Annotated in this window: 23 protein-coding genes; 19 read left to right on the forward strand and 4 right to left on the reverse strand. The window is 50.1% G+C overall.

All coding sequences use genetic code 11. From position 1 onward, the window contains the following. Window positions 1-39 precede the first annotated feature (39 nt). The 3 genes from V5J77_RS10895 (at window position 40) to V5J77_RS10905 (ending at window position 1924) form a co-directional block, all read left to right on the forward strand. Window positions 40-1155: an aminopeptidase gene (locus V5J77_RS10895; protein WP_338555786.1), complete on the forward strand. Its 1116-nt coding sequence runs from the start codon at window positions 40-42 to the stop codon at window positions 1153-1155. A gap of 103 nt (window positions 1156-1258) precedes the next feature. Beyond that, window positions 1259-1501, forward strand: a complete 243-nt coding sequence (locus V5J77_RS10900) for an HPr family phosphocarrier protein (protein ID WP_338555787.1) — start codon at window positions 1259-1261, stop codon at window positions 1499-1501. Window positions 1502-1636: 135 nt separating this feature from the next. Then, entirely contained in the window at window positions 1637-1924 is a 288-nt protein-coding gene (locus V5J77_RS10905) for a YlaN family protein (RefSeq protein ID WP_056038636.1), read from the forward strand. A 318-nt stretch (window positions 1925-2242) separates the two neighbouring features. On the opposite strand, the gene cax is transcribed toward V5J77_RS10905, so the two are convergent. After that, on the reverse strand, window positions 2243-3301 hold the full coding sequence (cax, locus tag V5J77_RS10910) for a calcium/proton exchanger (protein ID WP_338555788.1): 1059 nt from the start codon (window positions 3299-3301) through the stop codon (window positions 2243-2245). A gap of 150 nt (window positions 3302-3451) precedes the next feature. Between cax and V5J77_RS10915 the strand changes: the two genes are divergently transcribed. Further along, window positions 3452-3838, forward strand: a complete 387-nt coding sequence (locus V5J77_RS10915) for an Asp23/Gls24 family envelope stress response protein (protein ID WP_338555789.1) — start codon at window positions 3452-3454, stop codon at window positions 3836-3838. Between the two features lie 103 nt (window positions 3839-3941). Here the strand turns inward: V5J77_RS10915 and ftsW are convergent, their stop codons facing one another. Together ftsW and V5J77_RS10925 are read right to left on the reverse strand one after the other, a co-directional pair. Beyond that, window positions 3942-5111 carry a putative lipid II flippase FtsW gene (ftsW, locus tag V5J77_RS10920; protein WP_338555790.1) on the reverse strand — a complete coding sequence of 390 codons (1170 nt, stop codon included), beginning with the start codon at window positions 5109-5111 and terminating at the stop codon, window positions 3942-3944. Between the two features lies 1 nt (window position 5112). After that, window positions 5113-5457 (reverse strand): YugN family protein, encoded by a 345-nt coding sequence (locus V5J77_RS10925; protein WP_338555791.1) that lies wholly within the window; start codon window positions 5455-5457, stop codon window positions 5113-5115. A gap of 229 nt (window positions 5458-5686) precedes the next feature. Between V5J77_RS10925 and V5J77_RS10930 the strand changes: the two genes are divergently transcribed. The 8 genes from V5J77_RS10930 to V5J77_RS10965 all read left to right on the forward strand — a co-directional run bounded on the left by V5J77_RS10930 (window position 5687) and on the right by V5J77_RS10965 (window position 14193). Beyond that, a complete protein-coding gene (locus V5J77_RS10930) occupies window positions 5687-6871 on the forward strand; it encodes an amidohydrolase (RefSeq protein WP_338555792.1) in 1185 nt (394 codons plus the stop codon). A gap of 264 nt (window positions 6872-7135) precedes the next feature. Then, window positions 7136-8818 (forward strand): DNA repair helicase XPB, encoded by a 1683-nt coding sequence (locus V5J77_RS10935; protein ID WP_338555793.1) that lies wholly within the window; start codon window positions 7136-7138, stop codon window positions 8816-8818. 54 nt (window positions 8819-8872) lie between these two features. Beyond that, window positions 8873-10729, forward strand: coding sequence for a helicase-associated domain-containing protein (locus V5J77_RS10940; protein WP_338555794.1), 1857 nt, complete (start codon window positions 8873-8875; stop codon window positions 10727-10729). Between the two features lie 71 nt (window positions 10730-10800). Next, the gene (locus V5J77_RS10945) at window positions 10801-11295 is read left to right on the forward strand and encodes a YlbF family regulator (RefSeq protein WP_338555795.1); all 495 of its coding nucleotides are present in this window, start codon (window positions 10801-10803) and stop codon (window positions 11293-11295) included. A 45-nt stretch (window positions 11296-11340) separates the two neighbouring features. Continuing rightward, complete coding sequence (locus V5J77_RS10950; protein ID WP_338555796.1) at window positions 11341-11604, forward strand: YlbG family protein; 264 nt, start codon at window positions 11341-11343, stop codon at window positions 11602-11604. A 205-nt stretch (window positions 11605-11809) separates the two neighbouring features. Next, window positions 11810-12247 carry a hypothetical protein gene (locus tag V5J77_RS10955; RefSeq protein ID WP_338555797.1) on the forward strand — a complete coding sequence of 146 codons (438 nt, stop codon included), beginning with the start codon at window positions 11810-11812 and terminating at the stop codon, window positions 12245-12247. 159 nt (window positions 12248-12406) lie between these two features. Beyond that, the gene (locus V5J77_RS10960; protein WP_338555798.1) at window positions 12407-13318 is read left to right on the forward strand and encodes a selenium metabolism-associated LysR family transcriptional regulator; all 912 of its coding nucleotides are present in this window, start codon (window positions 12407-12409) and stop codon (window positions 13316-13318) included. 11 nt (window positions 13319-13329) lie between these two features. Continuing rightward, window positions 13330-14193 carry a PHP domain-containing protein gene (locus tag V5J77_RS10965; RefSeq protein ID WP_338555799.1) on the forward strand — a complete coding sequence of 288 codons (864 nt, stop codon included), beginning with the start codon at window positions 13330-13332 and terminating at the stop codon, window positions 14191-14193. Window positions 14194-14322: 129 nt separating this feature from the next. Here the strand turns inward: V5J77_RS10965 and V5J77_RS10970 are convergent, their stop codons facing one another. Next, window positions 14323-16116 (reverse strand): NFACT RNA binding domain-containing protein, encoded by a 1794-nt coding sequence (locus V5J77_RS10970; protein WP_338555800.1) that lies wholly within the window; start codon window positions 16114-16116, stop codon window positions 14323-14325. Between the two features lie 189 nt (window positions 16117-16305). Here V5J77_RS10970 and V5J77_RS10975 point away from each other — a divergent pair, with 189 nt between their 5' ends. The 7 genes from V5J77_RS10975 (at window position 16306) to V5J77_RS11005 (ending at window position 26104) form a co-directional block, all read left to right on the forward strand. Then, window positions 16306-19098: a calcium-translocating P-type ATPase, SERCA-type gene (locus tag V5J77_RS10975; RefSeq protein WP_338555801.1), complete on the forward strand. Its 2793-nt coding sequence runs from the start codon at window positions 16306-16308 to the stop codon at window positions 19096-19098. 121 nt (window positions 19099-19219) lie between these two features. Next, window positions 19220-20050 carry a diaminopimelate epimerase gene (gene dapF, locus V5J77_RS10980; RefSeq protein ID WP_338555802.1) on the forward strand — a complete coding sequence of 277 codons (831 nt, stop codon included), beginning with the start codon at window positions 19220-19222 and terminating at the stop codon, window positions 20048-20050. 13 nt (window positions 20051-20063) lie between these two features. Further along, complete coding sequence (locus V5J77_RS10985; RefSeq protein ID WP_338555803.1) at window positions 20064-21962, forward strand: bifunctional homocysteine S-methyltransferase/methylenetetrahydrofolate reductase; 1899 nt, start codon at window positions 20064-20066, stop codon at window positions 21960-21962. Window positions 21963-22275: 313 nt separating this feature from the next. Next, window positions 22276-22536, forward strand: coding sequence for a DUF370 domain-containing protein (locus V5J77_RS10990; RefSeq protein WP_005548256.1), 261 nt, complete (start codon window positions 22276-22278; stop codon window positions 22534-22536). Between the two features lie 13 nt (window positions 22537-22549). Further along, window positions 22550-23167 (forward strand): guanylate kinase, encoded by a 618-nt coding sequence (gene gmk / locus V5J77_RS10995; RefSeq protein WP_338555804.1) that lies wholly within the window; start codon window positions 22550-22552, stop codon window positions 23165-23167. A 15-nt stretch (window positions 23168-23182) separates the two neighbouring features. Continuing rightward, a complete protein-coding gene (gene rpoZ, locus V5J77_RS11000) occupies window positions 23183-23392 on the forward strand; it encodes a DNA-directed RNA polymerase subunit omega (RefSeq protein ID WP_338555805.1) in 210 nt (69 codons plus the stop codon). Window positions 23393-24034: 642 nt separating this feature from the next. Next, window positions 24035-26104: a bifunctional aldolase/short-chain dehydrogenase gene (locus tag V5J77_RS11005; protein WP_338555806.1), complete on the forward strand. Its 2070-nt coding sequence runs from the start codon at window positions 24035-24037 to the stop codon at window positions 26102-26104. The last annotated feature ends 14 nt before the right edge of the window (window positions 26105-26118 follow it).

A 26118-nucleotide genomic window follows, 5' to 3' on the forward strand; every position in this document is an offset into this window, starting at 1 on the left:
TCAAATATAGAAAAGCAATGATTTGGAGGAGAGTTTAACATGCGTGACCCAAGAATTCAGCAGCTAGCTGCCAATTTGGCAGGCTATTCCATTGGCGTTCAGCCGGGAGAAAATGTACTCATTGAAGTCATCGGCTCGGAACGCGAGTTGACGAAAGCTCTAATTGAAGAGGTAGCAAAGCTCGGCGGAAGACCATTTGTAGAAATTACAGACCCTGCGGTAACACGTACGCTGCTGCGAAACGGAAGCAAAGAGCAAATCGAAGAGTGGACGAAATATGATTTGCAGCGCATGAAGCAAATGGACGCTTACATCGGCATTCGTGCGGGCGGCAATGTCAATGAAATGAGTGATGTGCCGGAAGATAAAATACGGCTGTATGAGCAAATTTACCGCGATGCTGTACATATGGATCAGCGGGTCAAGCGCACGCGTTGGGTCGTTATGCGCTATCCGAACGAGTCGATGGCGCAGCTCGCAAAAATGAGCACGGAATCATTTGAGGATTTTTATTTTAACGTCTGTAATTTGGATTATGCGAAAATGGATAGAGCGATGGACCCGCTTCAGGCTTTGATGAACAAAACCGATCGTGTAAGAATTGTATCGCCAGGCACCGACCTTACTTTTTCCATTAAAAATATCGGCTCCAAAAAATGCTCCGGCCACCGCAACATTCCGGATGGAGAGGTTTTTTCGGCTCCTGTGCGAGACTCGGTACAGGGTACCATTTCCTACAATGCACCGAGCGTATATTCAGGAGTAACCTTCTCAGACATTTGCTTCACGTTTGAAAATGGAAAAATCATCAAGGCGACAAGTAATGATACAGCCCGCTTGAATGAGATTCTGGATATGGATGAGGGCGCACGTTATATTGGCGAATTTGCGATTGGCTTTAATCCGCATATTTTGCACCCGATGAATGATACTTTATTTGATGAGAAGATCGCGGGAAGCTTGCACTTTACACCGGGCCGCGCCTATGATGAAACGGACAATGGAAATCGGTCTTCCGTACACTGGGATCTCGTACTTATACAGCGTCCAGAATATGGCGGAGGGGAAATTTATTTCGACGATGTGCTTATCCGCAAGGACGGCCACTTCGTAATTCCAGAGCTCGAAGCATTAAATTCCGAAAATTTGAAATAAATGAAATAGAAGCGTTTAACAATTTGCCTCTTGCCCGATCAATGATTTCAGGTTATCATGATTTCGAAGGTAAGCTTTACTAATTTAATTGGAGGGGTTCCCCATGTCTAACAACGCAGCTATTGTAGAAATATCCCAAGCAGCAGGTCAATTCCGCTCATCAATCGTTCTGCAAGCAGACAACAAATATATTGATGTTAAAAGTATTTTGGGGTTGTTCACTACGCTGGTAGGCGGTCACTCCTACGAGCTTCACGTCCACGGACCAGATGCTGAAGAAGCAAAAGTCGCAATGGCAGCTGTTTTCGCTAAGCATAACCTGAATGTTGCAGTCGTTTCTGAATAAACAGGTTATACCAGTACATGCACCTCTTCGCTAGCCGAAGGGGTGCTTTTCTGTTTTGTCCTTGTATATTGGCTCTTTTTCGTCTAATATAAAGGGTATAGACGACGGCGGGTACACGCATTAAGGGGGAAAACGATGTCTTCACCGGAAGTCACGGTTCAATTGCATGAGAAAGCTCTTCGTCTCCTTATGGAGGATGCGGCTAAAATAGAAAAATTGATTGAGGTTCAGATGGAGAACTTGACGACCCGTCAATGTCCGCTGTACGAGGAAGTTTTGGACACGCAGATGTATGGATTCTCGCGGGAAATTGATTTTGCAGTACGCGCTGGATTGATCGCTGAGCATAGCGGCAAGGAGCTGTTAAGCCGATTGGAGCGCAATCTGGCTCAGCTTTACGAAGCGTTGAATAGAAAGGAGTAGGCGTTTTATGCGGCCTGCTCCTTTTTTTTGTTGGTCCTCCTTTGTTTCTATCTGTAAGCTATCTGCTTGTTTTAATTGTTCTACATTTCCTTGTTTCCTTAAGAAGGAACATTTTTGCGGCTTTTGTCTTTATTTTGGTGGGAGTGTGTTGAAAAAGGCGGGGCGGAGCAAAAGGTTTGGAAGTGAGAAGCGGTAGCGCTCGCCTTTGCTCTTGGATTTCCACCATTGAGATGGTGTATCAGGGAATCCAAGAGTAACAGCGATTGAACTCCAAGCCTTTTGCGCAGCCCAGATCCTTTTTCAGCGCGCTCCCATCCTTTATACCAAATAAAAAGCAATGCCCAAAATACAATAAACCATTAGCAGCAGCGCGCCTTCGTACCAATTGGTCTGGCCGTCACCCGATACAGACTTCGCTATAAAGACAGATACCGCAATAGCGGTCAGCTCAATCGGTGTGAAAATAATGTCCATCGTCTTGCCCATAACGGCGCTGGCGATAATGAGCACGGGAGCGACGAACAGGGCGATTTGCAGGCTGCTTCCAATGGCAATTTCGACGGCAGCACCGATTTTATTCCTCATCGCCAGCATGATTGCTGCACTATGCTCCGCGGCATTGCCGACAATGGCGATGATGAATGCGCCGACAAACAGCTCAGACAGCCCGAAACGCGTTGTAAACGTATCTAGCGTGTGGACCAGCCACTCGCTAATAAAAGCGACCATCACGGTGGCGACAACGAGCATGAGGACGGAGCGGCCCTTAGACCAGGCAGGCTCGTCGCCATGGTCATTACTCATTTCGTTGTCGGCAAGCATCTGCTTGTGCGTCACCATCGAGAACAACAGCCAGAGCACATACGAAAGGATCAAAATGCAGGCCACGGTCAGGCTGAGGAAATGATCCTTTTCCAGAGAGAAATGCTCGGCTCCAACAAATATCGCTGGTACGAACAAGCCGATGACAGCGAGCATCATCAAGGTTGAGTTATGCTGAGCAAGCTGATGATTGAAATGCTGCTGCTTGTATTTGAGTCCCCCGGCGAGCAGACTGAGCCCGAGAACAAGCAGCAGATTGCCGATAATGGAGCCCGTTATGCTCGCTTTTACCATGTCGAATAGCCCTTCCTTGACGAGGAAAAAAGCGATAATCAGCTCGGCTGCGTTGCCGAAGGTCGCATTAAGGAAGCCGCCGAGCCGCTGGCCGGCATAATGAGCGACGCTCTCGGTCGCTTGCCCGAGAAAGCCCGCTGCAAATACAATCGCTATAGCGGAAACAGCAAATTGCAGCGTCATGTCTAGGTGGGCGAAATGAGCGATTGCACTGAAGGCAAACATGACGATTAATCCGGTGAAAAACAGCTTTCGTCTCACGTGGACACCCCTTTGTGATAATCTGCAAACCTGTTATTTAATATATCCAATTCTATTCGACAGATAACCGTTAATTTAATCGACAAAAGTTGCTTCCGGTTAATTCATCCAGTACAATATACATATATAGCAAATGGAGGAGTGAAGAAGATGACCGAGGACCTAAAAACAGGCATTATTCGTATTTCTGATGACGTAGTAGCAACAATCGCGGGACTCGCCGCACTTGAGACTCCAGGTATAGCAGCCATGTCTGGCGGAATTTCCGAAGGGCTAGCAAAACGGCTAAGCGGAAAAAACGTGCAGAAGGGTGTTTCCGTGGAAGTCGGACAACTCGAGGCCGCAATTGATTTGCGTATTATCGTTCACTATGGCATTCCGATTCAGGAGGTATGTCGTCAGTTGCAGCTTAACGTAAGGGAAACGGTATCGAACATGACTGGTCTTCAAGTCGTTGAAGTGAATGTGAAAGTAGAAGGCGTTGTGTTTAAGGAAGAAGAGGTTCTTGAGGAAGCAACGGCTCCGCGTATAAAATAATCGGTGATCGCTTGTCGCATCGTGCGGCTAGAGCTGCTCATTCTGATATAAAATAACAACAATAAACAAGCTTCCGCGCCTCATAGCAGGTGGGAAGCTTGTTTTAGCTTTGACGTTTGTTTTTCGGTTTTGCATTGCGATTCGCTTCTCGTGAAATGCTAAGCAAAACGCCGATACACATGAGACAGGCCATAAGCGACGAGCCGCCATAGCTGATGAAAGGAAGCGTTACTCCCGTCAAAGGTATAGTGCCAGTTACTCCGCCGATGTTTATAAATGCCTGAATGCTGAACAAACCTACAATGCCGACGCCGATAATGGTGCCGTAATGATCCGAGCAGCGCAAAGCGACGATCAGACCACGCCATAAAAAAGCTAGAAAAAATAAAATAAAAAGCGAGGCTCCAATAAAGCCAAATTCCTCCGCGATGATGGCAAATATAAAGTCATTATACGCATAGGTCAAATAATGCAGCTTTTGTACGCTCTCGCCGAATCCAGCCCCGGTCAAGCCGCCATGCCCTAAAGCCTGTAACGAGGAAACGAGCTGAAGTCCTGTATCCTGCTTGTCCGCGACAGGGTCCAAAAAAGCAGTAAATCGCGCAATCCGGTAAGACCACTTTGTCGGGCTGATCGCCATAGAAATGCTGACTACAACGGAAAGCACGAGCCCCATTAGTCCGCCGGTTACGAATACCTGCTTCAGGTTGGCACCACCGGCCATAATCATAATGGTTGCGCAGCCTGCGAGCACCATACAGGAGCCCAAATCCGGCTGCTGCATAATTAGGAAACAGATGAAGCCAGTAACAAGAAGGACGGGAACGAGACCTTTTTTGAAGTCGCGGAATTTCTCGCCTTTTTTGGAAATAAGCGCTCCCAAATATAAAATAAGCGCCAGCTTTGCGGGCTCCGTTGGCTGTATAGTTAGCGGCCCTAACTTCAGCCAGCTGTGAGCACCGTTAATGTTATCACTCACAAAAGGAACGATTGCAAGCAGAATAACAACAGGAATAAAGAAAAGTAAAAAAGATTTCTTGTAAAACTCATAACGTATATTCATCATTAAAAGCATGAGGAATACGCCTACGGCTGCAAAAGCAGCCTGTTTTTTAACAAAATAAAGCGGATCATTCAAATACTTTGGTGAATACAAGGCAATGCTTGAGCTCGCGCTGAATACCATCACGAGCCCAAAACCGACGAGCAGAAGCGTGAAAATAAGAAGCAGAAAATCTGGCCTGCCACGGCTGCCGTTTTGCGTTTTGCTCATACTACTCAAGCAATTGCTTTAGTTGCTGCAATCGCTGCGTAGCTGTGTTCAAAATAGGCTGCGGCACCGGGGATTCGTACTCCATACCATGCGGGAATGTTGCTTTGCCGATGTATACGGCTTCAATCGCAAGTACAGCATGTGGAGACTCAAGCTTTCCTTCAACGGCACGCGTGTTGATGCGCAAAAAGTACTCAGCGTTCGTAGCTTTATCTTCCAGTTTCAAATCATATGTAGCGCGGTAGTATTCCCATTGCCAACGAACAAAGCCGAGCTTTTCTGCTGACTCATCCAAATGGAACAGCTCGCTCTGAACACCGTTCAAACCGGTATTCTCAATAATCATGATGTTTCCTCCTCATTATTCATAAACCAATTGTTGAACATTCATTTCTCATGATAGTATGTTTCCCCAGTCAGTGCAAGCCTTACCCGTGACTACAAAGCAATCAGAAATCAACATTCCTGCAATTAAGCTTACTCATGTGAGCTTCGTTCTGTTAAAATAGAGTAAGTTTATACGCTTGAGGCGATAGGTCTGTCATTTATGTAAAAGGTGAAGGAGGTTTGCTGTTATGTTGACCAGTGTCTATACGTTAGAAAAGCTGCAACATCTTTATCCAGAGATGGTACAGTGGCGGAGATACCTCCATCAGCATCCTGAACTATCCTTCCAAGAGGAGAAAACCTCAAGATGGATCGCAGGAAAGCTGACGGAATTCGGCTGCGAGTTTGAGGAAGGTGTAGGCGGATATGGAATTGTTGTGACGATAAAAGGCGAACAGCCAGGGCCAGTCGTGGCTCTGCGCGCCGACATTGATGCGTTGCCGATTCAAGATGAGAAGCAATGTGACTATGCGTCAACGGTACCTGGAATCATGCATGCTTGCGGGCATGATGGCCATACGTCGTCGATGCTGGCGATAGCTAAGTTTTATCAGGAGCATCGCGGAATAATTAAAGGAGAGCGGAGGCTATTATTTCAGCCTGCTGAGGAAGTGACGCCGGGCGGCGCCATTCACATGATAAAGGACGGCGTGCTTGAAGGCGTGGATGTCATCTATGGCATTCATCTGTGGACTCCGCTCCCATTTGGGCAAATATCGTCAAGAGCTGGCGCTTTCATGGCCGCAGCCGATGAATTTACAATTGAAATTATCGGGCTGGGCGGACATGGCGGTATGCCGCATAAAGGAATTGATACGATTGTAGTCGGGGCCTCTCTGGTGCAGTCGATTCAATCAATTGTTAGCCGGAGCATCAATCCGCTGCATCCGTCGGTTATTTCTATAGGATCTTTTCAAGCGGGAACGACGAATAACGTCATTGCCGAACGCTGTGTAATGAAAGGCACGGTTCGTTCATTCGATGAGGAAAGCCGTTATTTCATTCATGAGCGGTTGAAGCAAGTCATTGAGCATACCTGCCAAATGTACGGAGCCAATTATGACTTCCAGCTTCGCATTGGCTATCCAGCCGTCATCAATAATGAGCATGAAGCGGAACGTTTTTTCCGTGTAGCTGAGCCGATGCTGGGAGAGGGTAATGCGGTGCGGGGCGATGAAATGATGGTAGCCGAAGATTTTTCTTACTATCTGGGCAAGGTTCCCGGCTGCTTTATGATGGTAGGGGCAGGCAATGGCGAGGTGTCCACCAGTTATTCGCATCACCATCCTAAGTTTGATTTCGAAGAAGGCGCCATGCTTAAATCCGCAGAGCTGCTTATACGGTTGGCTGAAGATTATGTGTCAGAGCCATAGATGGTCGGAGCATTAAACTAAACGCTGGATAAGTATGTTAATAGCAGTACGATGAACGTAAGAGCCTGTCACGAAAAACGGTGGCACGCTCTTTTTTTTGTGCGAAACGAGCTTTGACGACTAAGGAAACAACAACGTGTGCATTTGCATAAAATAGGGCTTTCTTCCGCATACTGCTCCTATAGGTGGCCATTATGGCCGAAGCGTTGGTCTTGCAGTTTTGCGAGCGGCATACAGTTTGCTGACAGAGGAGGAGGGCTTTCTATGCTGAAGCCAAGCGGCAAGCCGCTCATTGTTCAAAGCGATATGACGCTTTTGCTCAATATGAAGCAAGCCGGTGCAGAAGAGGCTGCTGGAAGGCTGCTTGCTATCGCAGAGCTCGTTAAGCGCCCGGGAGGGTGGCATACGTACCGGATGACTGCCATGACGCTATGGCAAGCCTGCGCGTCAGGCCTCTCGGCAGAGGATGTCATGGCGCTGCTGATGAAGTATGCAGCATCAAGCATTCCAAGCTACACGGAAATGAGCATACGCAAATGGATGGGGCGATACGGCAAATTGTACCTTGAGCTGGCAGGAGACAGGCTCATGCTAAGCGGCAGCGCAGAGCTAATTTCGGAGCTGGCTCGCCATCCGAATATAGGGCCGAAATTTACAAACTTGGATTTTACAGCCTGCCAGAATGGTTTAGGTGTGGTGATTCGCGGGGAAGAGCGAGGGCTGCTCAAGCAGGAGCTAGCTCGGCTCGGTTATCCCGTCATTGATCGGGCGGGCTATCACGCCGGTGAGTCGCTGCCGGTGCAGCTGCGCGAGGAAACGCGCCACGGCAAGCCATTCAAGCTGCGAGGATATCAGCAGCAGGCGGTAGATGTTTTCTGCGCTGAAGGCTCCGTGCATGGCGGAAGCGGAGTTGTCGTGCTGCCATGCGGAGCTGGCAAGACGGTTGTCGGGCTGGCGGCACTCGCAAAGCTAAGCAGCGCCACGCTGATTTTGACCTCCAGCACGACCTCGGTCAAGCAATGGAAGCGCGAGCTGCTGGACAAAACTACGCTGCAGGATGAACACATTGGAGAATATGCAGGCGGGCTGAAGCAGGTGCGTCCGGTGACAATTGCCACCTATCAAATTTTGACGAGCCGTAAGGCAAAGTCGGCAGACTACCCGCATATGAAATTATTTTCCGAGCGTGATTGGGGACTCATTATTTATGATGAGGTGCATTTGCTGCCTGCACCCGTATTTCGAATGACGGCAAATATTCAAGCGACGAGGCGCCTTGGTCTGACGGCAACGCTCGTTCGTGAGGATGGCTGCGCGGAGGATGTTTTTTCCCTCATCGGTCCGAAGCAATACGAATGGCTGTGGAAGGCGGTAGAAGCAGAGGGACATATAGCGGCTGTTCATTGCACTGAAATTCGCATACCGCTGGATGAGGCTGTCCGCAAGCGTTATACAGCGGCCAATCCCCGCTCTCAATTGCGGCTTGCTGCAGAAAATCCATTGAAGGCAGCCGTCATTACGGAGCTGCTGAAGCGACATCAGGGCGTGCCAACGCTCATTATCGGTCAATATTTAGATCAATTGCATGCGGTTGCCAAAACGCTCGCAATTCCCGTTATAACTGGGGAGCTGGAGCAGGATAAACGCCAACTGCTGTATGATCGTTTTCGCTCGGGTGAGGCTCCCGTGCTGGCGGTTTCAAAGGTTGCCAATTTTGCAGTTGATTTGCCGGATGCGGCAGTAGCCATTCAAATATCGGGCAGCTATGGCTCGAGGCAGGAGGAGGCTCAGCGCATTGGGCGTATTCTCAGGCCAAAGCAAGGAAGAAATGAAGCATGGTTTTATACCGTTGTTAGCGATGGCACTAAGGAGCTGGATTTTGCGCTTAGGCGCCAGCTATTCATGGTGGAGCAGGGATATCGTTATGCGTTGGAATCGCGGGTGTAGCCTTTTCTTAAATTTGGGAAGAAATCCGATGCAAACTTTGTAGGGGGAGAACAAATGTACGTCCACGAGCTCGCCGACAGGCTGACGGATTATCGGCAGCAAACGTTTATGGAAGCACCGATGTGGTGGTATGCGGTTAAAGAAAAGAAGCAGTGGAGCGATGCGGTTAAGGATCGCCGTTCCGTGCTTGAGGCTATTCAATCGCTATCTTCTACGACGCTTGCGGTGCTCAAAGCGGTTATGAAGCTTGCGGGGGCTGATCCCGCTTCTGACGAGAAGCTTTTTCGCCTCGGCCCGAAGCTGGCACGAATGTCAGGAGCGGAGTTTCGCTGGGCTCTGGATGAGCTGCAGAGTGGCGGACTCGTATTTTCGATTAGCCGCAATTGGGGCGAGCGCGTTTATTTTGTGCCGCGCGACAGCTTCGCGCTATGGCAGCAGCTGCTGTTTCCATTTCATTTGGAGGAGAGAGCGCTGAATGCTTTGCCAGAAGGTGAGGTGCAGCTCCGAGCACCCGAGAGGCTGCTTGGGCTTCAATTGCTTGATGCCTGGGCGGAGCTTGCGCGTAGCGGGCTTGTGCTCACGAACAAAGGAGTTTTGCCTAAAAAAATAATTGCTCGTCTAGGAACCGCCGTGTCGATTAGTGAGAAAAACATCGCTCGCTTGAATATATCCATTGATAGGGTAAGTAAATATGGGTGTATAGCTGCCTTTATTTTGGAAACGGCGACAAAGCTAGGTGTGCTGGAGGAAGAGGAGGAACGGCTCGTATGGGTAAAGGACAAGCTGGAGCAGTGGCTGATTTTAAGCAACTCTGCCCGTGAAGCTTGTCTGCACAGCCTGATTGTAGAGCATTATTTATATAGGCAGCCGCTGTTGGCTCATGCGGCAGCCGCACTGTCTGCCCTTTCCGCGGGGCAATGGTACGAGGCCAGCGATTGGTTGCACCATGTGCAGAGCGAGGCTGCGTCTGCAACTGGCTTATTGGCTTCAGGTGATAGGCAGCTGCTGCTCAGTTGGCTGGACACGCTGCATGCTTTTGGCTGGCTTGAGCGGATTGAGCTGCCTGAGAATTGCAGCTGGTTTCGCTGGATAGTGGACCCCCAGCAGGGGGCAGCTGATTCCTCAATACCGCTTCCAAATGAAAGTGAAGCTGTCATCGTGCAGCCAAACGGAGAAATTATCGTCCTTCCAGAATGCGACGGGCGTATACGCTGGGAGCTGGAGCTTATGGCTGAACGGGTGAGCGAGGAACAGCTGGGACTGTATCGGCTTAGCCGCAAGTCGATTGAACGGGCGATTGCTTTCGGGAGAACGGAAGCAGCGATGCAAGCTTTTCTGGAATGGGCTTCCGGGAGCCCGGATGCGGCAGCGGAAGCAGCGCCATTGCTGCGAGACTGGGGAGGCAAGCTGGATCATCTAAGCAAGCTGGCATCTGGCGGAGGGAGCGTAGGAGGAGAGGGCAAAGAGTATCCCTCCTTTCACACGAGCTCTCAGTCATTTCCAATGGCAGATTTGCGGACATATCCGGTTTATAGAATGGTTGTATCCAGAGCAGGGCAGGAGGACTCGCTTAGCCATTATGAGCTTATCCAGCATGAAGATGAGGACAAGCAGGTCGTCTATGCAGGGCTTAAGCAAATACCCGCGAGCTGGTTGAACCAGCGACGCGCCTACCATCATTCCACAAGCCGGGAGATTATGGAGCGTGCGCTGCAGTGGCAAACGCCAGTCGAGCTGCATCTGGTGGGGGAAATTGTTTCTTTTGTGCCGTGGGAGCTGCATTTGGAATCCAATAGCTGGTCCATCACGGGCAGCTTCTCAGGAGCGCAATATGGGGTAAGTGTGAGATTGTCGCCTGAAAGCTGGCAGGCCATGAGGCTGCTTGTTCCAGGAATTAATTTTCATACATAAAATGGTATGTACTATTTAAGCTAGTATGCTATGATAGATAAGGAAGTAAGCGAATGAGATGAGGTGGAAAAATGCCTGCTACTAAGGAGCTCTCGGCTGTTCTGCCCATACACCCTGAAGGTGCAAGCGGTGTTTCTTCGCTCGATATGGCGTCGCTGCTGCTTTGTGCTTACGAGCTGGGTGATTGGATTAATCAGTCGGCTGAGGTTGCCGAATATTTATATTGGAAAGACGCAGTCAGCGAGGATGCTGATGTTAAGACGCTGACCAGGAAGTTCGAGAAGGCGAAAGAGCTGTTTGAGGAATGTCAGCGTTTTGGACGGTTTCATCCCGATTTTCATGCAGCTAAAGATAAAATGAAGGCGGTAGAAGCTGAGCTGGCTCAAATTGAAGCGGTCGTTCGTTTCAAATCGGCGGAGCAGGCTGTTGATACTATGCTGTTTGAGGTATCACGGACCATTGCAGAATCCGTATCGGATACGATTAAAGTGCCGAGTAATGAAGCAAGCGGCGGCGGTTGCGGAAGCGGCGGCTCCTGTGGCTGTGGAAGCGGCGGCTGCGGCTAGGCGGCTCTGCTCGGTGTGAATTTTACACAGGTGGAGGGAATAGTATTGTTACCTGAACGGACGGGTTATATTATATGGGTCAGTGACCTGAAGGCGGCAAGAACGCTTGAAAAACACGGCACCGTTCATTACATGTCGCGCAAAATGCATTATGTCGTCATTTATGTGAATGCCGAACGTGCCGAAGAAGTGCTGCGTCATATTGGACGTCTGCCTTTCGTACGCCGAATCGAACGTTCCTTCCGGAATGAGCTGCGAACGGAATACACGAAAGACAGTGAAGACAAAACAAGGTTTTACAGCATGTAGCTGCTAGAAGTGAACAGGCTGTGTGCAATAGCCCAGATGGGGGAAACCCCCTGGGCTATTTTTTATGCACAATAGGATTCAGTATATCTCGTGAATAGTTATTTTTAAAATTCAGCATTTTTTTCTGTTGTAAAATCGGCTAATCATGGTAAAATAATTGATATCATAGTCATAAAGGCCTGGTTCTTTAGGAGGAGGATTCGTGATGAAGGACAAGTTGACGAAACGATGGAGCACCTATGAAACGTTCTATGTCGATCTGGGCGATATGAAAGTTTCTGATATTGTCATTACGAATCATGCCCGTAGCCGCTGGATGGATCGTGTTGAACATGAGAAAACCGGCTATGAGGACATCGCAGAGTTTTTGTGGGAATGCTTGAAGCAGGGTCGAGTCGAGTCGTATTATCGCAATGAGCAGGATGTTTATTTAATTGACAATGATTTGGTATTCGTTGCTGAGTTTTCATCTTCCCTGACAGATACGGATATTTTGGGAAACCCGCTGCACAAAATGATTATTGTGACCTTCCTTGGCCGAATGTCGGAAACGATGGAGCTAAGAGATTTGAAATCCTACTATTCTTGGCTGCGCCACTCTCGGCGGATGACGCTCGTTAAAAATAGCCGCAAGAAAAAATAAACCGGCCCTTATACTTACTTAAAAATGAAAGCGCAACTTCGATTCGCAAGCATGGTGAAGCAGCAGCAAGCCGTGAGATGAACGAGGCTTGCGCTTTTTCGTGCGTTTTGGCCTAGCCATATAGTATAATATAGGGCATAGGAAAGGGTGGGCGGACAGATGGCGCTTAATTTTCATCAACTGCATATTTTTTATACCGTTGCGGAGCGGGGCAGCTTCTCGGCTGCAGCGCAAGCGCTCCATATGACCCAGCCGGCGGTGACGATGCAGGTTCAGTCGCTGGAGGATTATTTTGGAACGAAGCTGCTGCTGCGCTCAACGAAGCGGATCGAGCTGACGGAAGCGGGGCAGGAATTGATGCCATACGCGAGACGCAGCATTGAGCTAATAAGAGATACAGATCAAGCGATGAGCTTGTTTACGAAGCAATTAAAGGGACGGCTACTGCTGGGAGGCAGTCTGACGATAGGCGAATACATATTACCGCGGCTGCTTGGGCCCTTTGGGCAAGCTTATCCGGACATTGCCATCAGCATGAAGGTGATGAATACGGCGCAAATTATGGAGGATATTATTAATCACCAGCTGAATTTTGGACTCATTGAAGCGCCAGTCAATCATCCAGATATGCAAATGGAGGCTGTCATGAGCGACGAGCTGCATCTCGTTGTGCCGCAGGGACATCCGCTAGCGGGGCGGACGGATGTGACGCTTACCGAGGCAGCGAGCTATCCATTTGTGCTGCGAGAGCAAGGCTCTGGAACGAGGCTAGTGATGGAGGAGCAGCTTAAGCGCAAAAATATTGATCCTGCTAGCTTGAAGGTCGTCATGGATCTTGGAAGCACTGGCGCGGTAAAATGTGCGGTAGAAGCAGGCCTAGGTATTTCATTTCTGTCCTCCTCATCGACCAAGCATGAAATTGCGCTGGGCCTGCTGCATAGCGTGCCGATTGTGGATACGAAGTTTAAACGGCAGTTTTATTCTATTTATTTGAAGTCGGCGCTGCTGCCGATTTCTGCGGTCACTTTTTTAACGTTTCTTAGGGAAAATGATTTGAGGAAATGGCTATGAGGAGTGAAGTTATGGGAAAGGTAGACTTACATACGCATACGACAGCTTCGGACGGCACAGGCTCTCCCAGCAGTAACGTACAGCTTGCAAAGGCAGCCGGCCTTTCAGCTATTGCGATTACCGACCATGATACGATGGCTGGTGTGGAAGAGGCGCTTGCGGAAGGCGAGCGTATAGGCATCACGGTGGTGCCGGGAGTAGAGCTTAGTACGGTGGCAGATGGTCAGGACATACATGTGCTCGGCTATTATGCGAATTGGCGGGATGAATTATGGCAGCAGCGTCTTACGGGGCTGCGTTCTGTCCGTGACATTCGCAATGCATTAATCGTTGCCAAGCTGGTAGAGCTGGGCATAGACATAACGCTTTCGGAGGTCGAGAAGGTTGCGCTGGAGCACTCTGGAGGCGCGCTGAGCGAGAAGACGGTAGGCCGTCCGCATATCGCAGAGCTGCTCGTTCGTAAAGGAGCAGTCTCCAACATGCGGGAGGCGTTTGACCGTTATCTTGCTTCGGGAAGCGCAGCCTATGTCAATCCGCCTCGTGTAAATCCCTATGAAGCGATTAACTGGATCAAAGAAGCGGGTGGCGTGAGCGTGCTGGCTCATCCAGGCTTATACGGCAACGACGAGCTGGTAGAGCAATTGATACGCAGCGGCGGCGTTCAGGGCATTGAGGTGTATCACTCTGACCACGGGCCGCAGGAGGAAGCGAGATATTTGCGGCTTGCTGAGCAATATAGCCTGATAATAACCGGAGGCTCTGATTACCACGGTGAACGGGAAGGCAAAGTATTTCACGGCGCAATTGGCAGCCGGACGGTGGATGTAGGTGTCTTGAAGCAAATGAAGTCTGGATTGAGCAACGTGAATTCGTAAAGATAGATATGAATTAACAAATAGGACGTGAACAGCTGTGCTTAGCAGCGGGTTCACGTCCTTTTTGTAAAAATATACGAATGTATAAATATCACCCTTATAATCAATCGGCAGGCCGATTGTTCTATTTTAGGTGATTTTTGATGGCAGTGCTTTAATGCGCTGCTCGTCTGGCGTAATGAAAAGCGTCTTCTGATGGTCATAGATGACGAAGCCGGGCTTGGCTCCGCTCGGCTTATGGACATGGCGAATCAACGTATAGTCCACCGGGATCATACTGGATGATCTTGCCTGGCTATAATGCGCTGCCAGCATGGCCGCTTCTTCAAGTGTAGCATCGCCGAAGCTGCCGCTGCGAATGACGACATGCGAACCCGGGATGTCCTTCGTATGCAGCCATGTGTCGGAGGAGGAAGCGAGACGGTTCGTCAAATATTCGTTTTGCGTATTGTTTTTGCCTACGTAAATCGCAATGTTTTCGGAAGAGGTGTAGCAGAGCAAGGAAGGGTTGGCTGCCTTTTTACGTTTTGGTCCACGCTTGCTGCTGCGATCACGCAGATAGCCCTGCGCAACCAGCTCCTCGCGAATTTCCTCTGTATCGGCAAGCGACGCATTATCGAGCTGCTGAAGCAGGGAGGACAAATAATCAATCTCTGCCTTTGCCAGCTCCATCTGTTCCCCAACGACAGCAATGCTGTTCTTGTGCTTCGTATAGCGGCGGAAATAGCGCTGCGCATTGTCTGACGGCGTGAGCTGAGGATCAAGCTCAATCGTGACGGTTGCTTGATTTTCATCGTAAAAATTAACGAATGTCGCTGTTTTATCCCCGCGCTGAATTTGATGCATGTAGGCGGTAAGCAGCTCGCCAAGGACGCGGTATTTATCGGCATCCTGCGCGTCAACCAACGTTTCTTCCAGCTTATTTATTTTTTTGATGTTTTTAGCTTTTTCGTTCTGCACAAAACGAAGCAGGTCGGAGGCGCGCTGCTTTACTGTATCCCGCTCGGCTTTATCGCCATAGAAGGCCTCCAGCATTTCGCTGACGGTAGCGAAGCTTGCAATTTCCCCTTCCAAATGAGTAAGCGCTGTGACGGAAAAATACGATTTGCCTTTAGCATTCGTCACGATGACAGGCTCAAATTCACCCAACTTTGCTTTGTCCATTAAAGCAGAAAAGCTCGGCCATAAGGCAGCTGAGGAATCATTGGCGCGGTGCGCAATCTCCTTGGCAAGCAGCGGGCTCAAACCGCTGAAAGCTTCTACCAGCTGCTGTGAAACGGGAGCATCTGCACGAGCTTGCTTCTCCGCTGCCGGCGTGTTGTCAGCTTCGCCATCAGCTGCTTCCGTGCGAGCTGGCTCCGGCTTGTGGAATGCTTCGCGGAACTGTTCTTCTCGGGAAATGGAAAAAGGGTCAAGCTTTCCTTGGTCTGGGGGAGCTACATAGCTGCTGCCTGGCATGACGATGCGGAAGCTGCTGATGGAGGGCGTGACATGATGGATGCCATCATGGATGATGCCCGTAGCTGGATCCATTAAAATAATGTTGCTGTGCCGCCCCATAATTTCAATAATTATGCGTTTCAAGGATAAATCGCCGAGCTCGTCGCGGTGCCGAATATCAATATGTATAATTCGTTCCCTTCCGATCTGGCTAATCGCTTCAATGACGCCGCTCTCGCAATATTTGCGCAGCAGCATGCAGAACATGGGGGCTTCCATTGGATTGACATAAGTGCCCGTTGTCCAATGAAGCCGCGGATAAGTAGGGTTGGCTGAAAGCAGCAGCTTGCCGCTCATTCCGGCTCCGCGAATGCTGAAAACAAGGTCGTTTGCTGTCGGTTGGTGGATTTTATGAATGCGTGCGCCGATGCAGCGCTGCAAATCCTCGGTTATTGCATGTATGACAATGCCGTCTAAGGCCATATTTTTCTAGCTCCTTTATGTTTCAGGTCACTGAAGGGCTCCTGAAATCGGTACGTATCTCTCTATCATGCCATAGTTGAAGCAAAAACTTAACCCCTTGTTGGGATATTTTGCGGGTTGTCCGAATACATTTAGGCTTGAGAGGCTGTCCGAGGGGCGCTGAGGCATATACGGGAGGGAAAAGAAGCGATGGAACAATTGAAATGGCATCAATTGGGTAAAGGGGAGCTGACGCAAGCGCTGAACAGCATCCCGGAGCAGGGGCTGGCTGCCGCTGAAGCGGCGGAAAGATTGCAGCGGGATGGGCACAATGAGCTGACCGAAGGCAAGCGGGTATCGCCGATTATGCTGTTTCTTAATCAGTTCAAGGATTTTATGGTATTGGTGCTCATGGGCGCTACTCTTATATCGGGGCTTCTGGGCGAATATTTGGACGCGGTAACGATTATCGCTATTATCGTCATTAATTCCGTGCTCGGCTTCGTGCAGGAGTTTCGTGCAGAAAAGTCGCTGCATGCGCTAAAAGAAATGTCGGCCCCATCAGCCAAGGTTTTGCGCGGCGGGCAATTGATGGACATTCCAGCGAAGGAACTGGTCGTTGGCGATGTCATAGTGCTGGAGAGCGGGGATCGGATTCCAGCAGATGTACGGCTGCTTGAGGCGAATAGCTGCTATACGGAGGAGTCGGCCCTAACCGGCGAGTCTGTGCCTGTAGGCAAGCATGCGATGGTGATCTCTGAGGCGGAATTGCCGCTCGGTGATCAGCGCAACATTGGCTTTATGGGCACGATGGTCACGCGGGGCACCGCGAAGGGCATGGTCATTCGTACAGGAATGAAAACGGAGATGGGCACGATTGCTGAGCTTATCCAGCAGACGGAGTCGATGGAAACGCCGCTGCAGCACAGGCTGGAGCAGCTTGGAAAAATTTTGATTGCCGTCGCCATCGGTCTGACCATTATCGTTGTTGCAGCAGGGATTTTGCATGGACAGCCTGCTTATGGCATGTTTTTGGCTGGCGTCAGCTTGGCTGTTGCGGCAATTCCGGAAGGCCTGCCTGCTATTGTAACGATCGCACTCGCGCTCGGCGTGCAGCGGATGATTAAGCGCAAGGCCATCGTCCGAAAGCTGCCGTCGGTGGAGACGCTTGGCTGTGCCTCGGTTATTTGTTCAGATAAAACGGGCACTCTGACTCAAAATAAAATGACCGTCACGACCATTTGGATGGGCGGACGGCGCCTCGATGTAACCGGGCAGGGCTATGAGCCCGTCGGCACTATTATGGAGGGCGGGGAGCCCGTTGATATGAAGCACGACGCCTCGCTTAAACGGCTGCTGCAAATTGCGGCGCTGTGCAACAATGCTTCGATTCATCAGCTGGAGCCAGAGGAAGGACGCAAGCGAAGTGGCAAAAATGCAGGGGCGTCGAAGCAGGAGTGGGTGCTGAGTGGCGATCCAACTGAAGGCGCACTCGTTGTGCTGGCGGCGAAGCTCGGCTTAAGCGCCAAATCGCTGGAAGGACTGTACAAGCGTGAGCGTGAGTTCCCGTTCGATTCGGAGCGCAAGCTAATGTCGGTGCTCGCATCCCATCAAGGGGGGCGCGTCATTTATGCGAAAGGCGCTCCAGACGTGCTCATGCATAAGTGCAGCTATGTGCTGTGGGATGGCAAGGTTGTTCCGTTTACAGGCACGCTTAAGCAAAAATATGCCGAGGCCAGCGAAGAGATGGCCCAGTCAGCACTGCGTGTATTGGGTCTCGCTTACCGTGACCTGCGGGCGACGGATAAATGCAATAGCGAGACGGAGGCGGAGAGCCAGCTTGTATTCGTCGGGCTTACGGGCATGATTGATCCGCCGCGCCGCGAAGCGAGGGAAGCGATTGCGGTATGCCGCCGCGCGGGCATCAAGACGGTGATGATTACAGGCGATCATCAGTTGACAGCGGAAGCGATTGCCGGCCAACTCGGCATTATGCCGCGCGGCGGCATCGCGATGAGCGGGAAGCAGCTGGAGAGCATGAGCGATGAGCAGCTTGATCGTCTCGTTGACAATGTATACGTCTATGCCCGCGTATCGCCGGAGCATAAGCTGCGCATCGTCAAATCGCTTCAGCGCCAAGGACATGTCGTTGCGATGACAGGGGATGGAGTAAACGATGCTCCAGCTATTAAAGCAGCGGATATCGGTATTTCCATGGGGATTACGGGAACGGACGTATCCAAGGAGGCATCCGCCCTTATTTTAAGCGATGATAATTTCGCATCCATTGTTTCGGCTATTGAGGAGGGGCGGAATATTTATGAAAATATCCGCAAATTCATCCGTTACTTGCTGGCCTCCAATGTCGGCGAAATTATGACGATGCTGCTTGCGATGATGGTAGGCCTGCCGCTGCCGCTCGTGCCGATTCAAATTTTATGGGTCAATCTGGTGACCGACGGGCTGCCGGCGATGGCGCTTGGCGTCGATCAGGCAGAGAAGGATTTAATGAGCCAGAAGCCGCGTTCGGCGAAAGAAAACATTTTTGCCCGCCGCCTTGGCTGGAAAATTATTAGCCGCGGATTGCTGATTGGCTTATGTACACTGGGTGCATTTTGGCTTACGCTGATCGAGGCGCCGGGAAGCGCCGAGCATTTAGTAAAGGCGCAGACTGTTGCGTTTGCAACACTCGTAATGGCGCAGCTCATTCATGTGTTTGACTGCCGCAGCTCGCGATCGATTTTTCACCGTAATCCCTTACAAAATCGGTATTTGGTGCTCGCCGTATTATCGTCGCTCATTATGATGCTTGGCGTGCTTTACATTGAGCCGTTGCAGCCTATTTTCAAAACGGTACCGCTTGGCCTGCGCGAATGGTGTCTCGTCTTTGTTGCTGCGGGAATTCCGACGTTCCTTATGGGTATTGGCAGCGTACTGGGCACATCCAAGCCTAAAAACAAATCCAGCAAGCTGACGTTTGGCTCCAAAATGTCGACGAGATAACATAAAAGTACAAATGTTGATGTATTTAGTGAATAGTGTTTATCCAAGCTTTGCAGTATGCTATCATTAATCAGATACTTATATCTATTAATGATAGCCGCGGCAAAGGAGCGTAAATATAATGAACTTCACTAAAATGCATGGATTAGGAAATGATTTTATCGTTATTGCAGGTGAGCAGCAGCTGCCTGATAACGCAGCACAGCTTGCTATCGAATTATGCAACCGATTTTTCGGTATTGGCGCAGACGGCCTCGTATACATCTTGCCCTCAGAGCATGCGGATTTCCGCATGCGGATCATTAACTCTGACGGCTCTGAAGCAGAGCAATGCGGCAATGCCATTCGCTGCGTCGCAAAATACGTTTATGACAACGGCTTGACTAATAAGGAGCTCATTTCGATTGAAACGCTAGGTGCAGGTGCGCAGGCGGTACAGTTGAGAGTAGAGGGCGGTAAAGTTCAAACCGTGCGCGTAGATATGGGCGAGCCGATTTTGAATGGCCTCGCGGTGCCGACTACAGTTGATCAGGAGCAGGTTGTAGAGCATCCGATTGAAGTAGACGGCCATGAGTTCCACTTTACTGCTGTATCTATGGGCAATCCGCATTGCGTAATCTACGTGGATGATGCGGCTAATTTCGACTTGGCAGCATGGGGGCCAAAGCTGGAGACTCACCCTATGTTTCCACGCAAAATCAACGTGGAATTTGTAACGGTCAACTCCCGCGAGCATACGGAAATGCGCGTATGGGAACGCGGTGCTGGCCCAACGCTTGCCTGCGGTACAGGCGCTTGCGCGACGGTTGTTGCATCGGTGCTGAATGGTTACACAGACCGGACGGCAACGGTATCGCTGAAGGGCGGCGATCTGCTCATTGAATGGAATGAAGCGGACAATCACGTATATATGACAGGGCCAGCGGCTGAAGTTTTCCGCGGCTCTTTATAAGGCGGATATGGCTATGGGAGAGATGAACAGCAAACCGGATTTGCGCTCAGCAATTGCTGAGCGCATCTTGACGGGGGACGGCGCAATGGGGACCTTTCTCTATCAGATGGGGTTCCCTGTCGGCGTTTCCTACGAGGAATTTAACATTTTACGCCCGGATGTAATCGAAAATGTTCACCGCCGCTATTATGAAGCGGGAGCGCAGGTTATCGAAACGAACACGTTTTCGGCTAACCTGGAGAAGCTATCCATTTACGGCTTGGAAGCCGAAATGGAAGCGATTAACCGTGCCGGTGTCCGCATTGCCCGCGCTGCATCTGGCCCAGATGCTTACGTAGTAGGCGCCGTGGGCTCGATTCGCGCCGGAAAGCTTAAAAATACAAGAACCGTCCGCGTCAGCGATGCATACGAGCGCCAAATGGCGGCGCTGCTGACGGAGGGCGTTGACGGCTTTATGCTTGAAACGTTTTATGATTTGGACGAAATGCTGCTGGCACTTCGGATTGCCCGCAAGCTTACGGATATTCCTCTCATCTGCCAATTCGCAGTTGAAGACGTTGGCCGTACGCAGGATGGCGTCAGCCTGAGACAGGCGTTCGACCAGCTTACCGAGGAAGGCGCAGATGTTGTTGGCTTTAACTGCCGAAGCGGCCCGAATGGAATTATGAGGGCGATGAAGGCGATTGAAGGTGAAGCAACATGGCCGCTTTCGATTTTTCCGAACGCTGGTATTCCTGACTATGTGGATGGCAAGTATACGTATGCGGCAACGCCAGAATATTTTGCAGCATCTGCCCGCGAATTTGCCGATTACGGAGCACGTATTGTCGGCGGCTGCTGCGGTACGACCCCTGAGCACGTCGCTGCTATGGCTGCGGCGCTGAATCACTATTCACCGCAAAGCGGTTTACAGGCGGCTGCTGAAAAGGCGGCTGTTGCAGAAGCAGAGACTCTAATGATTAATGAACAGCCACCGGTGAAGGCGGACATTCCGAATGCTAATGTTCCAGCCGAGCCTAACATCGTTGAAACGGTTCGTGAGCGTCATACCGTTATTGTCGAGCTGGACCCGCCTCGCGATTTGGATATTAGCAAATTTATGGCGGGGGCAGCAGCGCTGAAGGCATGTGGAACGGACGCGGTTACGATGGCGGATAATTCGCTGGCCGTTACGCGAATGAGCAATTTAGCGCTCGCTGCGCTTGTGCAAGAGAAGGTCGGCTTGCGACCGCTCGTGCACATTGCCTGCCGAGATCGCAATTTGATTGGTACGCAGTCCCACTTGATGGGTCTTGATGCGCTAGGCATTGACCACGTGCTCGCAGTAACCGGCGATCCGGCTCGCTTTGGTGATTTGCCAGATTCCAGCTCCGTATATGATTTCACCTCCTTTGAGATGATTCGCATGACGAAGCAGCTTAATGAGGGGATTGCCTTCTCGGGCAAGCCGCTGAAGCAGAAAGCGAATTTTATCGTTGGTGCTGCTTTCAATCCGAATGTGAAGCATTTGGACAAGGCGGTGCAGCGTCTGGAGCGGAAGATTAAATCGGGCGCCGATTATATTATGACCCAGCCAGTGTACGATCCGGCTTTGATTAAGCAAGTGGCAGAGGCGACAAAGCATCTTCCGATCCCTGTGTTTATCGGTATTATGCCGCTTGCGAGCGGGCGCAATGCCGAGTACTTGCACAATGAGGTGCCGGGTATCCAGCTGTCAGATGAAGTTCGCCAGCGGATGGCTGGACTTGAAGGAGAAGCGGGGCGTGCTGAAGGCGTCCGAATTGCCAAGGAGCTTCTGGACGAGGCAGTGCTTCATTTTAAAGGCATTTACCTGATTACGCCGTTTATGTTCTATGATATGGCGGTACAGCTTACGGAATATGTTTGGGAGAAAACAGGCGTTAATCGTTAATCGTATTGATTTCAGCTTGGCAATTTGCGCTTTGCCCTTGTTCGTTGCGCCAAAATCATTTAAGATGTATACTAATGAATACTGCCTCCCTGACTGTTTAGAATAACAAGTCGAGGACAGGCTGTCGTACAGTTCGGATGTTGTTTATACGTCCGCCTAGCGGAAAACGTATGCCCCGGACTTTTTTCGTCAACAATAATGCAATAGTTCTGCCGTTATTTGGCAGGTGAAGTGCATTCATCGTCCAAATACTTATACTTATTATCTTGTTTATTCGGGCAGTTGCACGAGGGAGACCGGAGGGGGAGCTTACTTGGCTATTAAACTAATTAATATTGGCTTTGGCAACATTGTGTCAGCCAACCGCATTATTTCAATCGTGAGCCCCGAATCGGCACCGATTAAGCGGATTATCCAGGAAGCGCGCGACCGCCATATGCTTATTGACGCCACATATGGAAGACGTACGCGAGCGGTAATTATTACGGACAGCGACCACGTTATTCTATCAGCAGTACAGCCGGAGACGGTAGCACACCGTCTTTCTACTAAGGATGACGATAACGACGAATAGTACGGGGAGTCTTATGAATAAGGGATTGTTAATTGTATTGTCCGGTCCATCCGGCGTAGGTAAAGGGACGGTATGCTCCGTTCTGCGAAAAAAGATGCCTAATCTCGTATACTCTGTTTCGGCGACGACTCGTTTGCCACGGCAAGGGGAAATTGATGGCGTCAACTATTTCTTTAAGACCCGAGAGCAGTTTCAGGAAATGATGGCTTGCGATGCCCTGCTGGAGCATGCAGAGTATGTCGGAAATTGCTACGGTACGCCGCGCGATTTCGTTGAACGGACGCTGGCGGGCGGCCAGGACGTCATTTTGGAAATTGAAGTTCAAGGCGCTTTGAAGGTTAAGGAAAAGTTTCCGGAAGGCGTGTTTATTTTCCTTGTGCCCCCGTCTTTGGATGAGCTGAAGCAGCGCATTACGGGGCGCGGCACGGAGTCGCAGGACACGATTAATCATCGGATGACGGTGGCGAAAGAAGAGATGAATCTGCTTAGTCATTATGATTATGCAGTCGTGAATGATGAGATTGAAGCTGCTTGTCATCGGATTGAGAGCATTCTTACTGCCGAGCATTGCAAGGCAAGCAAATATTTAGCAGAGCTGGGCGAGCTGCCAGCTGCAATCGAGAAAGCCTAAGCGAGGAGATGGAACATGTTATACCCTTCTATTGATGAAATGGTTAAGAAAGTCGACAGCAAATACTCGCTAGTCGTTGCAGCATCCAGACGCGCGCGCATGCTGCGTAATGGTGAGAAATCCGAGCTTAAAGCGCCAAAATCGGCGAAATTTGTCGGTGTAGCACTTGAAGAGATTTACGGCGATATCGTTGTCGTAGAATCAAAGGAACCGATCGAAGAGTAAGCTGCTGGCCTCGTGGTCAGCTTATATGGTATTCACGGGAGCAACCGCCATTTATGGCGGTTGTTTTTTTGTTTCGGAAATTAGGATATCCATGCAAAGTAAAATGGGGCCGCAGCTCCTTGCTTAGCGCTTATTTGAAACCAAGCTGATCTGATGGTTCAAGGCTTAAGGAAGCTCAGTAAGCGAGTGCTGTAGGGCTACACGGCTACAATGCCGCAAGGCCGCACGGCCTCAAGGCTCGGGACACGCTGCCTCCGATTTGAAGGACCTAGCTTCCGCTAATCTGGCTTTTTAGTCGATTTGAGGCTGTAAGCGGACAGGGAAGTCGTTATTACCCTCGTCAGTCTATCTAAATACTGTTTGGCAGCGAAATAGCGTCTCCTGGGTCCGCCCACTCTGCCATAACCATCATTTGGTTGAAATAGCTGCGGCTGTGTCCGCCAAAAGCCCAGACACCCAGCTGTGAGGGGATGATTAAGAGGCCAAGGGCGGGCTTAGTAAGTAAAAATCATGTTGTTATTGCCTTGCATGATTTCTCTCGTAAAAATCTTTGTTTTTGTTTGAAATATGTATTTTCAAAGATAAACAAATATGATAGTATAAAAACAAGCAAAAACAAATATGATTTCGGAGGTTTGCAAAATGGTACAATCTTTATGGAATGCCTCTCTTGCAGCGGAAGTTGAAGCAGGCTTAGGTGAGCTCGTATACCGTTCTAATATTATTGGCGCTGATCGCCGTGTATGTAACTGGGGAGGCGGCAACACTTCCTCGAAAACAACAGTAAAGGATTTCCGCGGCCGTGATGTGGAAGTCATGTTCGTTAAAGGCAGCGGCTCCGACCTTGCGTCGATGAAAGCAGGCAATTTTACTGGCCTTCGCATGGAGGATATTCGTCCTTTGTTCGAACGCTCGGAAATGTCTGATGAGGATATGGTAGCGTATCTTGTTAACTGTATGATTGACTCCAAGCACCCGCGCGCTTCTATTGAAACGCTGCTGCATGCATTTCTGCCGTTCAAGCATGTGGATCACACGCATCCCGATGCGATTATTAGCTTGTGCTGCGCAGACAACGGCAAAGCAGTAGCGAAAGAAATTTTCGGCGACCGTTTCGTCTGGGTTCCTTATGTACGTCCTGGCTTTACTCTTTCCAAGATGATCGCGGAGGGCGTGCTGGCTAATCCGAAGGCTGAGCTAGTGCTTATGGAGAAGCACGGTCTGGTAACTTGGGGCGAGACGTCAGAGGAGTGCTACGCAAAAACAATTCAAATCATCAGCGAGGCTGAAGCTTACATTGAAGCTCGCGCGGATGAGTCGAAGCTGTTTGGCGGCGTGAAGCATGAGGCGCTGGCGGCTGACGTTCGCAGAAGCATTGCGGCACAAGTGATGCCGACGATTCGCGGAGCGGTAAGCGACGAGAAGAAAATGATTTTGACATTCGATGACGAAGCTGATGTGCTGCAATTTGTTGGCGGACATAACTCGGGAGTCGTATCTCAAGTTGGTGCAGCTTGTCCAGATCACCTCGTTCATACGAAGGTCGTTCCATTGTTCGTGGATTGGACACCAAACGCAGACGATGTAGAAGGTCTGAAAGCGAAGCTTAAAGAAAGCATTGCTGCCTATAAAGAACAGTACAAAGCCTATTTTGAGCGAAACAAGCATGAAGGCGATGTTATGTTCGAGGCGGCTCCACGCGTCATTTTGATTCCAGGCGTAGGTATGATTAATACCGGAAAAAGCTGGGCTAACTCCAAAGTCAGCGGCGCGCTTTACCACCGTGCAATTGCTGTTATTAGAGGAGCGACAGCTCTAGGCGAGTTCGTATCGCTTAGCGAAAATGAATCCTACAACGTTGAATATTGGCCGTTGGAGCTTTATAAATTGTCGCTTGCTCCAGCTGAAACAGAATTCTCCCGTAAAGTGGCGTTTATTACAGGCGGCGCTGGCGGAATCGGCAGCGAAACAGCTCGTCGCCTCGTTTCAGAGGGTGCTCATGTCGTGCTTGCAGACTTAAATCTGGAAGGCGCCGAGAAAGTAGCAGCTGAAATCAATGAGAAGTATGGCGAAAACCGGGCGATTGCCGTTAAAATGGATGTAACGAGCGAGGAGCAGGTTGCTGCTGCTTATGCAGATACGGCGCTTGCTTTCGGCGGTGTTGATATTATCGTCAACAATGCGGGCCTTGCAACATCGAGCCCATTTGACGAAACGTCGCTCAAGGAATGGAATTTGAACATGAACGTGCTTGGCACAGGCTATTTCCTTGTTGCTCGTGAAGCATTCAAGCAAATGAAAACACAGGGCATCGGCGGCAACATGGTATTTATCGGCTCGAAAAACTCGGTATATGCAGGTAAAAATGCATCGGCTTACAGCTCCGCTAAAGCGCTGGAAGCTCATTTGGCCCGCTGTATTGCAGCCGAGGGCGGCGAATTCGGCATTCGCGTCAACACGGTACTGCCGGATGCTATTTTGCAAGGCTCGGCCATTTGGAACGGAAGCTGGCGCAATGAGCGTGCAGCAGCCTACGGTATTGAGCCTGATCAGCTGGAAGAGTATTACCGCAAGCGTACAACGCTGCTCGTTAATATTTATCCGCGTGATATTGCTGAAGGCATCGCGTTCTTTGCTTCATCGAAATCGGAGAAGACGACTGGCTGCATGCTGACGATTGACGGCGGCGTACCAGCAGCGTTTACCCGCTAAATTTATTAGGAGAG

The sequence above is a fragment of the Paenibacillus sp. KS-LC4 genome, assembly GCF_036894955.1.
Taxonomy (GTDB): domain Bacteria; phylum Bacillota; class Bacilli; order Paenibacillales; family Paenibacillaceae; genus Pristimantibacillus.